General features: G+C 47.9%; 7 protein-coding genes and 1 pseudogene. 4 read left to right on the top strand and 4 right to left on the bottom strand.

Annotated features, from left to right (window positions below):
- Nucleotides 1-529: 529 nt before the first annotated feature.
- Nucleotides 530-1,255 carry an IS1/IS6 family transposase gene (locus tag H6650_05215; protein MCB8951395.1) on the bottom strand — a complete coding sequence of 242 codons (726 nt, stop codon included), beginning with the start codon at nt 1,253-1,255 and terminating at the stop codon, nt 530-532.
- Between the two features lie 592 nt (nt 1,256-1,847).
- On the bottom strand, nt 1,848-2,744 hold the full coding sequence (locus tag H6650_05220) for a hypothetical protein (GenBank protein ID MCB8951396.1): 897 nt from the start codon (nt 2,742-2,744) through the stop codon (nt 1,848-1,850).
- 116 nt (nt 2,745-2,860) lie between these two features.
- On the opposite strand from H6650_05220, the gene H6650_05225 reads away from it, so the two are divergent.
- The 4 genes from H6650_05225 to H6650_05240 are packed head-to-tail and all read left to right on the top strand — an operon-like array spanning nt 2,861 to nt 14,084.
- Nucleotides 2,861-4,279, top strand: a complete 1,419-nt coding sequence (locus H6650_05225; GenBank protein MCB8951397.1) for a DNA cytosine methyltransferase — start codon at nt 2,861-2,863, stop codon at nt 4,277-4,279.
- Nucleotides 4,263-6,530, top strand: coding sequence for a hypothetical protein (locus tag H6650_05230; GenBank protein MCB8951398.1), 2,268 nt, complete (start codon nt 4,263-4,265; stop codon nt 6,528-6,530). Before H6650_05225 ends, H6650_05230 begins: the two co-directional genes overlap by 17 nt.
- Before the next feature lies 1 nt (nt 6,531).
- Entirely contained in the window at nt 6,532-8,070 is a 1,539-nt protein-coding gene (locus H6650_05235) for a hypothetical protein (GenBank protein MCB8951399.1), read from the top strand.
- A gap of 11 nt (nt 8,071-8,081) precedes the next feature.
- Complete coding sequence (locus H6650_05240; GenBank protein MCB8951400.1) at nt 8,082-14,084, top strand: ATP-binding protein; 6,003 nt, start codon at nt 8,082-8,084, stop codon at nt 14,082-14,084.
- A 272-nt stretch (nt 14,085-14,356) separates the two neighbouring features.
- On the opposite strand, the gene H6650_05245 is transcribed toward H6650_05240, so the two are convergent.
- Nucleotides 14,357-14,944 (bottom strand): hypothetical protein, encoded by a 588-nt coding sequence (locus H6650_05245; GenBank protein MCB8951401.1) that lies wholly within the window; start codon nt 14,942-14,944, stop codon nt 14,357-14,359.
- A gap of 172 nt (nt 14,945-15,116) precedes the next feature.
- A pseudogene (locus tag H6650_05250) lies at nt 15,117-16,128 on the bottom strand (IS3 family transposase).
- Nucleotides 16,129-16,189: the final 61 nt, after the last annotated feature.

The following is a 16,189-nucleotide window of genomic DNA, read 5'->3' on the forward strand; positions in this document are numbered from 1 at the left end:
GATGCGCACCATTAATATTGGCTCCGGCTTTTTCGGAAGCCATTTTAATGTTTCCGTCACATATTTGTGACCACGATAGTACGCTTTCAAATCCAGCACATTAACGGTGAGACCACAGTTAATCGTGGTCGGTTAACACCATCGATTTATCAGTTCTAGCAACGCTTTAGAAGGCCGCCCACGTTGCTTGGGTGGTGTCCAACGCGGTGGTGGCACACGATACATTAACAATTCATCGACTGTCCAGATGTGGTCTGTCAATCCCGCTGCGATAGCTGGCGTGCGCGGCACCCAACGATACCCCTTTCGCCCACAGACAGACGACAACGCAAAGAGCGATGGGGGTCGCAAAGGTTGTACAAACACCCTGTGACATACATACCCACCGTTAAGGTCGCCGTTTGTTGCGCCAGATGCCGCGTGCGCCGGCCCAACCAGCTTAGGCGAGAGCGGAAGGTGGCATTGAGCCGCTCAATGAAAGCGGTATTGATAACACCCACTCCATTTTGCGTCGTGGCAATCAGCTTCTCTACCTGTTGCGGGTCACCCTGAGCCACTCGTCGTTCAACCTCCAGTCCAGATGGCAGACGCCGTTTGATGACTTGCACGATAGCCACTTCGGACCAGGCGTGCCATTGACAACGACCTGGCTGCCCCAGCGGGGCAACTTGCTGCGGAAACTGCGGCCAAAGGCTTTGACGTAGCCGGGCAAGCCATCCACCGCCAACAACAACGGACGACACAAGGCCATTTGGCGCACCTTGTCCGTCAGGCTTTGCAGCAAGCGCTTATCCCGTCGCGGGCTGATGACGCCACCTAACCAGAGTCGGGTGGATACCATCATCGCCAACGCCATCCACACCGAACCGCCTTGTACCTTGACTTTGATTTCATCCGCTTGCACTTGTTGCAAGTCCAGTGGCTGGCTGGCAATGACCGCTTCATGGACATGTGCGCAATGCACACCCGCTCGTTGCCACCAATTCTTGACCGTGCGCTCATCAAACCCAAAGGCTTTGACGATGGCCTGGACAGGACAGCCATACGCCAGCAAGACGATGACCCACATCACTATTTGCGGGTCGGTGCGCAAGCGATAGAACAATGTCCCTTTGCTGACGGCAAATGTTGTGTTGCAGACATGACAATGACATCGCTTTTCTTTTTGGCTATGGACGGTGATATTGCCTTCACCCCGTTGTCCTCTAGCCGGACAGTCGATATTAGGGCAAAATAGTTGTTCTGGATTCATCATGTCTCCTACTGATTTCGGTTCTGCAAAACTTACCAGTATGCATGATGAATCCTTTTTTGCCAAATTGGCCGTTTTTGACGGTCAACCACGATTTACTGTGGTGCTACCAAAAGATTGCCTGGATTTTCTTTTTAATTGTTGGAAATGTTTTGGCTATGATAATTTTTTGGTTCATATATATTAAGGATTGGCGATTTAACAACCTGGACACGTAAACCTTACAGGTCTCTAAAGACCTGGCAGGTTTGTTCAACTTATTTCGTCGCCAATCCTAAGGGTCTGTCCAGAAATAACTCAGTTAATTTTTGATTGAAAACTAGAAGTCGGATGGATGATGTAGTTCCACTCACCATGCCAAGAATCAGGTTCCAAGCAAACAGATTCAAGTTGTGCCTCAGAGACGCTGTGGCAGACCAACTTTTTTTAATGCTTCATCAGGCGACCATACGTCGGTTTGGCAGCTCTGTCCCAGAAGCCAGTCCGGATTGGCGGTAGGGTCGCCGCCAGATATTTCAATAGCGACCCGAAAATCATGGTCAGTGCCGGCAAGCGCGTGAGCGCGGTCGGGTGGTGGACATAATGCCGACCGCCGCTAGTAGACGGGGGACCAGACCTCAACCTTTATTTCAACGCTATCCTCAGCAACAAGCGTGTGCGTTTGCGTTGGTTGAGACGCAGGCAGAAGATTGTCCCCATGCTTTCGCGCCAATGGGCGCACCACTTCAGCCTGGTCGCGGCTGGGCGTTGGCCCCTTGTTGGAGGTTCGCGGCGGTATCTTGCCTGCTGTTTTGCCGAAGGTGCAGTTCTTGGCTAACCGTACCACACAGTTATTCACCCCATGCCTAACCGCATCTACCAATGAAAATCCAGCATCAAAGAGGGCCAGGTCCGTCTCCGTCAGCTTTTTGCCGACCTGCTTGTACACCTTTTCCATCTCCGCGGATGGCGCGTTTTGACTCGTATCACCGCAGACCAGTAGTTCCAGGATGGCGACCCGTTGTTCTCCAACACGCCCTGTTGTCCCCATCATGCCAAATGGCACACCGGGCACCGCTTTGTGGGCATCTGAATCATACGTTTTGCTCTTCAGCCCTTTCACTCGTGCCCTTTTGTATGCCGTCATATCGACGGGTTTCAGCTGGTACCCTTGAATCACCGTTGCCTGCCATTGACCAGCCGCGTCTACTTGCTTTTTCAACTCGTCGAGCAACTCCGCCAGATTGAACTGACCGTACGTGATCGCTTTGGCTGCCCGACGACTCCTTGCGGCTCGTTCTGCCTCGTCATCAATGAATGCGCTCAAATACGGGTCGACCGCGGGCATGATGCCACCGCCTGATTCGACAAAGTATCCGCTGTACATCGCGCTGATGACATCACAGATTCCTAAATCGGTTCCTTTCGGCAGCGTGGCAACCATTTGCTCAATTGCTTGTTGCACCTGATAATGGATAGCTGTGGGCGTGTTGGTGTTGGTGTTTGTTTTCACATACTAATCATCCATCAACACGCCCCTTTTTGCACCCCCTGTTTTCTCTCAGTTAGGGAAAACCAAAGTTACATACGGTTTGCATTATCGAAAACATTTACACAACAGGGAATTGCATGGATAACGCAAATGGAACTTCCGCAAGAGTTCTTGCTCAGACAAACGGGGTCATTGAGGAACCACCATCCTTTGGAGACATCTTTGCTGGTGCAGGCGGGTTGTCTCTTGGTCTCCTTCAGGCAGGATGGCAGGGCATATTTGCCATAGAAAAATCGCCAATGGCATTCGAGACCTTAAAATTCAACCTCATTGATCCGCGGGAAGAACCCAAGTTTGACTGGGTTGATTGGTTATCAGTTCAAGCAATCGACATAGAAGCGTTCTATCAAAAATGCCAAGACAACTTGGAGCAGATCAAGGGGCTTCCCCTTCTCGCAGGGGGGCCCCCCTGCCAGGGATACTCGCGCGCAGGCAAGAGAGACCCTAACGACGAACGCAATAAGCTTGTCGACAAATATCTCGAATTAGTTGAGCTAATAGAACCTCAAATGCTGCTACTCGAAAATGTCAGCGGCTTCGCCACAGACTTCAAATCAGCAAAAACCAAGGAAGGGGAGGAGTCACCCGAAGATCAAACAAGAGTTTACAATGCGGATCAAGAACTGCGTGAAGCACTTGATAGCATTGGTTACCAATCATTTGTTCGGCATTCTTTAAAGGCAAAAGATTTCGGTGTACCCCAATTACGCCCCCGATACATCCTGGTGGCAATCCAGAAACGCCTATTAAAGCACACTCCTAAGCTAGATCCATTTCAAATACTGGACGACATACGAAAGGGTTTCTTGCTAACAAAAAAGCTCCCCACAAACCAAGAGGTAACTCTAGAAAATGCAATTTCAGATTTGCTAAAAGAACACGGGACCACAACGTGTATTGAACCGGGTATGGGTAGGTTCGATCAAGGTGTTTACGGGCCTGCCGTGGGTAACTATCAGAAGTTGATGCGCACGTCGCGAAATGGGAATTTGATTCAAGCAGGAACGGTGGCTGACAGTCACCGCTTTCCAAATCATCGACCGCATACTATCGAGCGATTCCAGCTTATTATCGATACTTTTCGCCCTGGTATCCAATTGAGAGGGGAAGAAATAGAATCTCTGGGCTTAAACAAACATAGAATCGCACCTTTAGCTGCTGACGAAGCATGCCATACACTTACCAGTTTACCAGATGACTTAGTTCATTATTATGAGCCGAGAATCCCCACCGTAAGAGAGTATGCACGGATCCAATCATTTCCAGATTGGTATCAATTCAAGTCAAAGTACACCACAGGTGGACAACGCAGACGCGTTGAGGTCCCTCGGTATACTCAAGTCGCAAATGCCGTTCCACCCTTATTAGCTGAAGCACTAGGTATATCTTTACTTAAGGCATACACAAAACTAAAAATTGCATCGCTCCTCAAAAACCAATCAACTACGTTATTAACTCCCACGCCGAGGAGACAATCCAATGAAATATTATCGTAACGCACGTGTTGAGTGGCTACTATCTCGCTCTTATGGACAAGGTGGTACAGTCGCGCTACCAAGCTCATCGGGGGGGACAAATAAAAACCTGCTTGGTGATTTCCCCGCAGGAGTCCAGGATATTTTAAATAAATTAATAGATCAATATGCCTCGTGGATGAATCCTGCTCCACATGAGACTCCGGTAGAATGGTGTTTTCTGATAGGGGGTCCTGGCAACGGCAAATCAGAAGCGCTTAGAGTATTAGCCGATACATTAAATGTGCCTCTTCCGCATAAAGGGAAAGGGGAACCGGCACCAAGGACAGTGCCTAGCACCTGGCCTTCGGCAGCATCTCCCGTAGTCGAAGGTCTAGAAATAGCTTTCTTAAATGACGCTTCTATCCCTAGGCAAGAATCTATTGACAGCAATCACCCAGGATCACTCTTCTTAGACCTTGTGGATGGAATGAACCGGCTCCTCAACAAGAATACACCTGTTATATTATTTGGAAACGTAAATCGAGGTATCCTTATTGAAGAAGCGGCAAGGCTAAATGCGAAGCACCCTCTTCTTTCTAGTGAAGCAGGCTTAATCGCCGAACAAATAATAAAATGGATACTAGCTCCTCCCACTAATGTTTCTCCAACAAATACTATAAACAAACTAAAAACTATTGTGCCCTTCGATCCTAGAAAACCCTATTATGCACAATTTATTGTTCCTCTTGCAGGCCATGGCGCTAAACATGATGTGCGGGTACACGTTGTTTTCTTAGACGCCCTGTCTCTGTTAGAGCCGACGCCAGATACAGGGAAAGGCTCAATTGTTTTTTCCAATACAGGTATCCCAACTATCGAAAATTATCGTCCGTTCGGCTGTTTCAGTGATAAAGGAGCGGCCAGAGAAAAAACGGTGGCAGGCGACTTATTATTAAAAATAGTAAATGCAACCGAATGGGAAAATGGATACTGCAGGGATCCGCGAGACAAAACCTTATGTCACGCATTTAATGTGTGCCCGTTTGCTCAAAACACAAAATGGTTAAGAAGTCTTCCCTTGGCCAGAAATTTCCTGGATACTCTCCGATCAGCAGAAATCACCGCATCTCGCAGGTTAACTTATCGTGATCTCTTGGGGCATTTCTCGCTAGCTATTCTTGGACAGCTAGAGGAGCGTTGGTTAACAGGACAGCATCCCTGTCAGTGGGTCGAAGAAAAAGCGAGAATGACTCAGGACACTCAGGGCGAAAACCAAAAAAGTGCGGTTACTGAATTAATAAGCCATCGCATCTATAACAATCTGTTTCCTTCTCCTGATACCACAGCTTGGAATCGCCTCAAGGTACCCACAACATCAAAAGACACTGTTTATAATGTAGCAATTCAGCGAATCACCTCAGAAAATGACTCTTCACGCTCCCGTTCATTTATTATTGCTTTCAACGATCTCGACCCGGCGCGTGACGTGGAAGATTGGGGAGGTGTTCGGGAACAAGTCCTCGATGCTATTGAATCAATGGAAATACTTGATCCGAGTCAAGAACTCCTAGAAATAGGGTGCCTTCCAGTTGAAGCTTACTCGGAGATAGAGAAATTAGTAGACCAAATACTTCCAGGCGAAATAGCTCAAGAACTAAGCGTGACCTCAAGGCGCGGTGAACAACGAGCTAAACTGCTTCGCAAATGGCGGAATACGCTTCTTTTACGACAAGTAGGCTTAGCTATCGGTCAGCTAGCATTTAAACATGCTTTGAATCTATGGCTCGCAGAACAAGAAAATGCCCTACGTGGCGGTGCACCATTGGAACTGGGAAAAGGTGTTGAAGCCTTAATTCTTCCTAGCACACGAAAAGGCGAGTTCTTACTAGCGCCGCTTCGTCCAAGAACTTACAGTTTGGAAAATGGAACACTGCCTCCGAATACCGTAATTGTGTCTGTGCCATTGCGAGAGCTTTGGGTAGATATAATACCTAAAGGAGATATGCTAACTGCAGAAATTCAACGCCGTCAAGGAACTCGCCCAATCGCCTCGCTCGTGATTGATTTAGCTATTGCGAGAGAGGCAGCTTTGCATGCAGATGAACAAACCCTTTCTTTCACTGAAATCGGGGCCTCAGCTTTTGCTCGCATAGAACGAGCGCGTGCATCCTTAGTCGGGCGAGAAAGATTAAATAAAGCAACAACCTACTTCACCGATCGCCTGGGTGATCGCTACAGGGTTGCCAATAATGCAGTGGGGCCGGTCCCTTTAAAAGTCATTCGAGAATAACATGAACACTTGGATACACGAGCATTTACCTCTAGATAGACCAGAATACGCCAAACAACCAGAATCTTTGCTAACAGACTTACTTTGGCGCTCCAAAGGTTCTAGTTTATCAGGTGAAATAAAGCTGTCACGAGAAAGCAGCTTGGTACGTTTAGTCCCCAAGCAAAGGCCTAGTGGAAACAAACCAAACATCGTAGAAACAGTACCAGTCGCAGAAACAACCGATGCTAGCACCTTGCTGCTCGAACAAAATGATGTAACAACACCCGTGGAAGCATTGCTGAAATCCATCCTTGCCCCAAGGTCTAGACAAGACAAATCTCTTGCTTGCGTGCCTGTACATCCCGATGTGGTCGCCTTACAAACTTTACAAGGACTTGTAAACAAGTTAGGACCGCCTAATTTAGCCAAGATTATCGAAAACGTAGGGTGGCTCGGCGGATCAGAGGGCGAAGGACACGTAGCGAAATCGTTCCTAGAGATTATGTATTCGCAAACTCCTGGTTCAGCCGAATACTTTACAAGTTTTATAACAACCTTGCTGCCTCTAGTAGCTCAAGAAACCTGGAAAAACCTCGTGGTTTCATACGGGGAAGAATCGACAATACCTTCGTCTTGGCCCGGCGTTCAACCAGGTTCTATTGATTCAACAAGGGGCAAATCTCTTCTAGCAAGCCAACACAAGCACACTCCCTTCAGGTGGTTCTGGTCGAAGTGGGAAATATTGTGCAATCCTGAAAACGGTTGGTACAAGGTTTTACCTACAAGACGCTTTGTAGACTGGGCGACCTGCCTTTTAAGAACCGGTTTATCTTTTGCCTATCTATGGGAAGCAAATTTCTATGTAGAACTACATTCCTGCCTTGTTGAAGAGTTGCAACAAAGAAAAGATGATCAACACAAAAAAGAGCAAACTCCCGCAATAAGACAATTGATATCAAGTCTAAGACATGGAGCTGTACTTGCTACGATTGAATCTCCTCTTGCTCCAGCAACACAAAAGCATGCATGGAACGCTATGCGCTCACTTTTGTCTAGAGGATATATAGCTAGAAAACGAATCGAGGAGCATCTTCGTAATGAAGCAAAGCCTTTTGAAATATCCAATAAGGTTAGCCTTGATTCATTAATTTTAGATTGGCTCGATTCCTTGACACAATCAAGCCTTGAAAAATTATCAGCACCACTTGAGGCCGAACAGAACGCTGCAGTCAACACACAAGAATTTGTTAGGTATCTCCTCAGGCCTCGTTCTTCAGACGACGACACCAGGGATCAAGCAGACTTCTATTACCTTGCCTTAACAAATTCCTCAGGCAGCTTTTGGTTTCAACCAGGCCCCGAATGGCTAGTTGTTACAGCTAGCTTACTAAGTCAAAATCCCGGGGGGGTATGTACCTTAAAAATGTTACTAGAGGATTTACAGATGCTTGGCATCAAAGTAGACAGGTGGATATTAGTAGATTTTCTTGAAAATGCAGGGCTTAGCACAGACAGTCCGGACGCAGACAATGCATTAGTTATCCAAGCCGGTTTCTAGGGGAACTTTATATGCCAATACTGGGAAAAGCCATAGCAGCTCATATTCAAAAACTTAAGGGCTTGTATTCAGTGGAATTACCCTCCGCCCTGAATGAAGAGCTTGTTGATCTTGTATCGACTTGCAACAGCGTAACAAACCCAAGCCGAGCGTTACTCGTTGTTGAACCAAATGATGCAGATGTCAATCAAGTGAAAACAACAACTTGGGCGGAATTGCTAGGGTGGAGGACAAACGAAGATCGTGTTTTTGCATGGCAGCGAGGTGTACGCGAGCCCGACACATCATTCCAAAGCGTAGTAAAACCTTTCATTTCAAGCCGCTTTCCAGGTAACCCTGGAGGAGAATGCACACTAGACTTGCTAGCAAGGCTCAGTATTGAAGAACTGTGGAAACGACGTAATTTAAAGCCAATAGGCGACACATTCACGTGTTTTTTGAATACCGCAAGATGGATAGCCAATCTCCTTCGCTATGCATTCGAGAAAGTGGGCAGCACTCCCAGTATACATTGGAGCGATCAATTTCTTGTTCACTGGGCACAAATGCTCATTCATCTCGACCACGGATTAGAAAATCTCGCAAATCTTGGTGCCCTCCCCCAACCTCGGCATGCTTGGGAAATAGTTAGATTGGCAGGGGTTCCAGTCCCTGGGGAAATCGCTAAAGATGGAAACCCATTTCTGAAACCGCCCGAAGAATTGGGCGAGCGAGGGCAAAAAGCAACTGTTGATCTATGGCAAAGTGTTGTCGAAGATTATGTCCTAACTCAAGAAAACACGGCGGTTTTGCTGACCGCCCTTGATTGGAAGGTTTTAGGGGCAGGCGAAACCAGCTCTTGGCGCGATTTAAATTGGAATATTTCGCCTACACATACTTCATCAAGCATAGTCGCTGCCCCCAAAATTGGACAGATGGTTTTTACATCATCGCCTTCCCCAACTTTGCTTAATTCAGATCTTCCCACTTTTCCAAATGCTCCTAAACCAGCATGGTGGGGAATAACTGACGCGCATATTCAAGAGTCTATTAAACATCTGCATGAAACGGTGCAGTTCGAACCTACTTCATCATGTTCAAACCTTAGCCAAGCCCTAGAGGGGCACGATTTATATTGGTTGCACACACGTTCAGGTACAGTTGCATTCAACCACACAAAAACCCGATGGAGGTGCCAAGTAACTGTCAGAGACTTGGAACTAGTTTTTAAACACTCCTGGAAAAAATTAATAGTCTCACATTCGATGCCAAACGATAAAGGGGATGGCTATGTTTGGCTTAAGCCAGATGACGTGACTTTAAAGGTAACAGGCGCAAAGCCTGGAACACCTCCCCTAAAACTATCCACCGTAGCGAATCTTCAATTATCTCTTGCCTTTGATTTAGTCCTTGAATACTCATTCCCAAAAGACGAAGTATCAAAAGCGGTTGAAGGAAGTTGGCGCCCAATAAAAACTGTACGTATTCAAGCAAAAGTGCATGATTGTGTGGACGGGGAATGGAAAACATCAAAAAGATTCGTAGATGCTTCTTTGAAATTCGTTGTTCCATCACCGTCCAGTCCTACAATCCTGGTCGGGAAATCAAAGGGCAAGGTGATCGTTGCACCTAATAACGGTGATAACTTCACAGCTTCATTTGAACTGAGAAATCAGTGGGAAGCCGAATTGACGCCTAATCTTGTTATAAAAGAAGAGGGACTGTACGAAGCGAGCGTGTACGATGGTCGTCTGGACCCTTCAAATCCCTCATTTTTACCAGAAGCCCTTCCTGGCAAAAATGGCAAATCTTTTGCGGCAAGCACAAACCTAACTAATGAACCACATAGAAAAAAGCTCTACTTGGATGAGGGTGATGCAATCACCATTGAGGGAAAGGAGGGTACTCGTGAGATTGCAATTGTAAAGGTCCAAGAAGTATCTGGAAGTTTGTCGTCCGGGCTACTATCTGCAATACGCGGGCTTCCATCAGGACAGCGTCCACCATCCAGCGAGGCTCGTTCCAGTCTCTTGGGTCGCTATCAAGATGCCATTTCAGGCACCTTGTGTACACTCCAAAATAACATTCCTAACTCGCTCTATCAATATGTGGTCTCGACAGGTGACTCGCTAGCTGCGTGGCCATCACATAATGGCGGTCCTTCACCGCAGTTTGTTTTCGAAAAGAAGGAGGGATTTGTATTACCTGGTATCGAAAACGGGCCGAGTGAGAACCTAATCAACACGATAGAGTGGTCACATTTTATGACTACAGTGAAGAAGGTATGTTCATACCTTGGCTTTGAATCTGGCAATGATAGCTTTTGGCTTTCTGGCTTTAATCCAAAAGTTATTCCCGGCACAGTTGTCAAGTCGTATGTTGAAGACCATCAAGCTCTAGTAAAGGCAGCAAAAGAAATTAGTCTTACCGATGCTTTTTGGGCTGCATACCCTTTTTCTATTGCAATCGTGGAAGGAAAACCGGGGGCCATGCGAGGACAATTGTTGTCCCTTTTGCTTTCGCCCTTGCACCCAGCCCGTTTGGCTTGGGCTTTTTCCTTGGCATTTATTGCCAGTGGCAAAAATGTTAGTCATCACTTACTTGGACTAGCCGAAGGATGGAATATACCTTTTACAGGATATGCAATTAATGCCGCTGGGCAGAAAATACCCCTAATCGCGATACCGACAGATCCCGGCCAGGAACAAGATTTTGTAAGCTGGAGTGCACTAGCGGTCCTTGACCTTACCAAAGGATTAGCAGAATTACCGGCAAGCGCAGCAGGGTTACCTCTTCCTTGGGGGGGACAAACGGGAATAAATAGAAAAGTTGTTGAACATGCGCTTAAGGACTACTTAAAGGTATATTCTCATATCAATTCCCTAGAAATTGATATGCGGTCAATTTCTGAAACACCCCGTTCGCGAGAAATCGATGAAGCTGTATTAAGATTATTGGGAGGGTCAGACTCACTCAAAGAAATAGAGAATCTTGGAGGCAGTGTCCGCGTTTGGGACTCGACGACCCGTTTAGGTTTCCCTCCCTCGCGAGATGAACTCTTCGTGTTACGAGAAGAAGACAGTCGAAAAAGCCCCTTCGAATGGAGGATTTATAGCCCTGCTTCCAATACCCCTCTCAACGCAGATCTGGCTTTCGTTGAAAATTCAAGCGTTCATTTGGCCCCAGTCGCTGGTACGACAAAAGGGGTCATCGGTTTGTTGCCTTTAAGAAGATTTTTCCCACCCACGTTAAGAGGTCTCGAATTCGATCAAAATTATGCCGCAAGACCAGGAGAAGACTTGCTGGGGCTATCCTCACTGCTAAAGGAAATAGAATACGCGACCGACGATCCCTTGCCAGCCTTGCGTGCAAGGCCACGCGCCGAATCCCTTGGAGTTGGACTAGGTGCAAGATGGGAAGTTTTAGGAACGTTTAACCTTGATCCTGGTTTATTATCAACAGTGGTTGCTTTGGAAGCGCAATCTTCTGGGAAACGGTTACTTTGGGAATGGCGCCCCTCATGGCTAGGCACTGGTTCAAGGGGTGCAGACGAAATATCACGGCGCCCCTACTATGTCATAGGGAAAATCCCTGCATCTCTTCTGAAAGCTTTAGAGTTTAGACAAGGGTTTACATCCAAGCAGGCTTCTAGAATGTTGCTCGATCTAGGTAGACGAGGAATTGGTGTTACTTCACTTCAGGCGGCAGGCGGTACCCAGGAGAGTGCTGCAGCCGGATATTTCTATGCCTTAAATCTACTTCTTCCTTCACCAGAAAATCCATTACGTGCCTCATGGGTACCTGCTGATGATTCACGCATTATATGTGGATTGATCCCCATTGATCCCGTTGAGTCCATCTTGGAAGCCATGTCAAGCGAAAGATTAGGCCGTAGGGCAGACCTACTGGCCGTGCAAATGATACTTAAGGAACCCGCTAAAATTCAGATTTGCCTCCTCCCAATTGAGATTAAGCATCATGGAAGAGCGAGTGATCCTGAGCCGTTACCTGGTAATCAAGATAAAGAACGCAACCGTGCACGGAAACAGCTTGCTGAAACAACATCCCTGGTCAAGCAAATAACCAATGCTCTTGATCCTAAGAGCAACGAGAACATAGACGTTTTGAGCTCATACGCCAGACTTCTTGGATTAGCTACCTTGCTCGATCTAGCAATGGGGCTAACTCCCATTCCTGTAGAAGCGGATATACGCAGAAAAATCATAAGTCATGTACTCAAGGGGCAAATTAGTATTGGCGTAGGAGAACCTATACTACTTTGGTTTGCACCCGGATCTATAACCCTGAGTGGCAAGGCCTGTCTCGAAAACGAATTTTATCAAGACGAATGGCTAATAAGAGAAGTGTTCATCGATCCAACTGCTGTTCGGGGATTATGGTGGAATGATGAAGACATTGGTCCTGACGAGAAAGAGGTAAGAACAAAATTTGACTCGATAATGAAACAATCCATATCAACTTGCCAACCAAGTTTTGATGTAGATGCTCTCGGTATTCAGGCAGCCTTGAAAGACTTGCTAAACTTGGTTTCTTCTCCACGCATCGATGATTTAGATACGGCATCTGAGCAGAAGGCTAGTAACAATTATGTTGAACCACAGGACCAACCTGATTTATCATCTAAATCTTCAGAGAAAACGTTAACTGTAGAGCAAAAAAGGGCAAGCGATAAAGGCACAAATGTAGACCAGGACCATGGCGATGAAATCAATGGACAAGTTATGCAGGACGAGGATGCTTCTAGTATACCTGATAAGGAAACCAACAATAGTCAATCCAATGTCCCTAGCCCAACAACAGTCATTCAACCAGCTACTGTTGTTGGGTGGCCTGAACACACGTCTCGCTGGGCTGTTGTGGGGAAGCTTTTAGGGACAGATGAGATTGTAGCCCTAGATTTCGACCACCCTAAGACCGTTGGTATATTCGGTTACATGGGATCAGGTAAGAGCTACCTACTAGGAACGATCATAGAATCCGCCTTAGAATCAATTCCGAATATCAACTCGCTTTCGACACCTTTAGCTGTAGTTATATTTAATTATCGACGAAACGCTCTCGACCGTTTCGAACTGACTTCATTGAGCATCCCCAATCAAAAAGGCTCAGATATAGAAAGGTTAGCCACTCAATACGGGGCCACGCCTCAATCGATCCGCGATATTCATATTCTTTGCCTACCTGGGGAGTTAACACCGGAAAGACAAGAAGAATATTCAGGTATCCCTGCTTCCGAATTATATTTTGATCCAGCTACCCTCACAGTAGAGGATTGGGAGCTATTGATGGGAGAACCAGGCAGTGGGGCTGTGTTTGCACGGACCATTCGCCACGCATTAAGAGAACTACGTTCATCTGGAGAGGTTACACTTGAAAATTTAGAAAACTTGGTATCAAGTATGCTCCGAGGGCAAAGTCGAACAGCAGCACAACTTCGCTTTGAGTTTGTTCGCCAGTATATTTCTCAAGAACGCGGTTTAGATTTCAATCAAATACTCAAACCTGGCCGAGCCTTAGTACTAGACTTAAGGCAACCTCTATTTAACAAGGAAGATGCCCTGCGCTTTTTCTTAGTATGCACAAACTACGTTAGCCGTATTCAAGGCCGTTTCAACAAGTTAATTGTGTTTGATGAAGCGCATGAATATCTCAGCAATGAATTCGGAGAAAAGATAGAATCCCGTATCCGGTTAATGCGGCACGAGGGTACATCTTACGTATTCGCAACACAAGATGTAGGCTCCATTCCACTAGCTATTCGACGCTTCATAACTACGAGGTTTGTCTTCGACCTTGGTACACGGGAAAATGTTGAAGACCTCTTGAAATTTGCGCCAGAGTTTTCTGACTACCCCCTACAAGGAATGCATCCTGGTGAATGCTTTGTTCAAACTCATCAATCTACCAACAACGTCTTTGCACGCCCACGAGTCATTAATGTGCGCCCACGAGTTACGCACCATGGCGGAGCTAGCCGTATTTTTTCTAAAGGTTCATCAACGCAAGAATCATGATCGGATAAACCCACACTTTTTGTAAATATTAACGGGTTACCATCTCTTGAGGGATGTCATATTCATCGTCTATCTAATGACGGCCCGGATATTCCAGAAAACGTTGCGGCAATATACCCTGGTGAGACCACAGTTAATCGTGGTCGGTTAACACCATCGATTTATCAGTTCTAGCAACGCTTTAGAAGGCCGCCCACGTTGCTTGGGTGGTGTCCAACGCGGTGGTGGCACACGATACATTAACAATTCATCGACTGTCCAGATGTGGTCTGTCAATCCCGCTGCGATAGCTGGCGTGCGCGGCACCCAACGATACCCCTTTCGCCCACAGACAGACGACAACGCAAAGAGCGATGGGGGTCGCAAAGGTTGTACAAACACCCTGTGACATACATACCCACCGTTAAGGTCGCCGTTTGTTGCGCCAGATGCCGCGTGCGCCGGCCCAACCAGCTTAGGCGAGAGCGGAAGGTGGCATTGAGCCGCTCAATGAAAGCGGTATTGATAACACCCACTCCATTTTGCGTCGTGGCAATCAGCTTCTCTACCTGTTGCGGGTCACCCTGAGCCACTCGTCGTTCAACCTCCAGTCCAGATGGCAGACGCCGTTTGATGACTTGCACGATAGCCACTTCGGACCAGGCGTGCCATTGACAACGACCTGGCTGCCCCCAGCGGGGCAACTTGCTGCGGAAACTGCGGCCAAAGGCTTTGACGTAGCCGGGCAAGCCATCCACCGCCAACAACAACGGACGACACAAGGCCATTTGGCGCACCTTGTCCGTCAGGCTTTGCAGCAAGCGCTTATCCCGTCGCGGGCTGATGACGCCACCTAACCAGAGTCGGGTGGATACCATCATCGCCAACGCCATCCACACCGAACCGCCTTGTACCTTGACTTTGATTCGGAATGTGTCAATAGTTTTGGGACACTAAAACCGATAAATTAGTGAACAAAGCCTCGCTCACTGGGCTGATGGATAAGTGGATAACTCTCCGCTGCGCTGCGAGTTACCCACTTACCCACAGCCTCTACGACGACTGCTGGTCATTCCTCTCCAGCGGGGGATTAATCCAGACGGCCGTTGGCAACTGCGGCGCAACGGGCGCCCCATGCACAAATCGTTCCGGATGTTTCTCATAAGCGGCGGCCAAAACAGCTTGTCGCTTGAGAGTCAATTCAGCGGCCTGGCCATAGTGAACCGTGGCCGGGGTCATCAGGCCCAGACTGGTATGCCGGTGTTCATGGTTGTACCAATGAAAGAACGGGCCGTGCCCAGATGCGGGCATCGTGTAATCCGCCAAAGCGGTCGGGATAATCCGGGCGGTATTTCATCGTTTTGAACTGCGCCTCGGAGAAAGGATTGTCATCGGAGGTGTAGGGTCGGGAATGACTCTTGCCCACACCCAGGTCAGCTAGCAGCAGGGCCAAAGTCTTGCTGGTCATGGAACTGCCGCGGTCAGCATGGAGAACCAACTGGTCGGGTTCAATGCCCTGTTTGCTGCAACTGTCAGCCACCAGTTGCCTGGCCAATGAGGCCAATTCCCGCTGGGCGATCAGGTAGCCGACCACATAGCGGCTGAAGATGTCGAGAATGGTGTACATGTAATAGTAGACGTAGGGGACAGGGCCGCGCAGCTTGGTGATATCCCAGGACCAAACCTGGTTCGGCGCGGTAGCCACCAGTTCCGGCTTTTTGTAGGCTGGATGCCGCTTCTGGTTACGCCGCTCGCGCACTTCCGCGTTTGCCCGCAGGATGCGGTACATCGTACTCACCGAACAGAGATATTCCCCTTCATCCAGCAGCGTGCCATACACCTGGCGGGGCGAACTATCCACGAAGCGTTCACTGTTGAGCGTATCCCGCACCGCCTCTCGCTCCGTCACGGGCAACGACCGCGGCGATGGCGACGCCGGTTTGGGTTCCCGCGCCGGTTTCTCCTGCTGCTGCCGATAGTAGCAAGCGCTGCGCGGATAGGCCAGGGCCGTACACGCCTCGCGCGTGCTGGTTTGTTCCGCCAATTCGCCCACTTGCCGTCTCATGATTTGTCCTCGCTCTCCTGCTCCAGGGTGATCCCCAGTAGTGCGGAGAGTTTTTTGAGCC

It is taken from the genome of Ardenticatenales bacterium (genome assembly GCA_020634515.1).
Lineage (GTDB): Bacteria > Chloroflexota > Anaerolineae > Promineifilales > Promineifilaceae > JAGVTM01.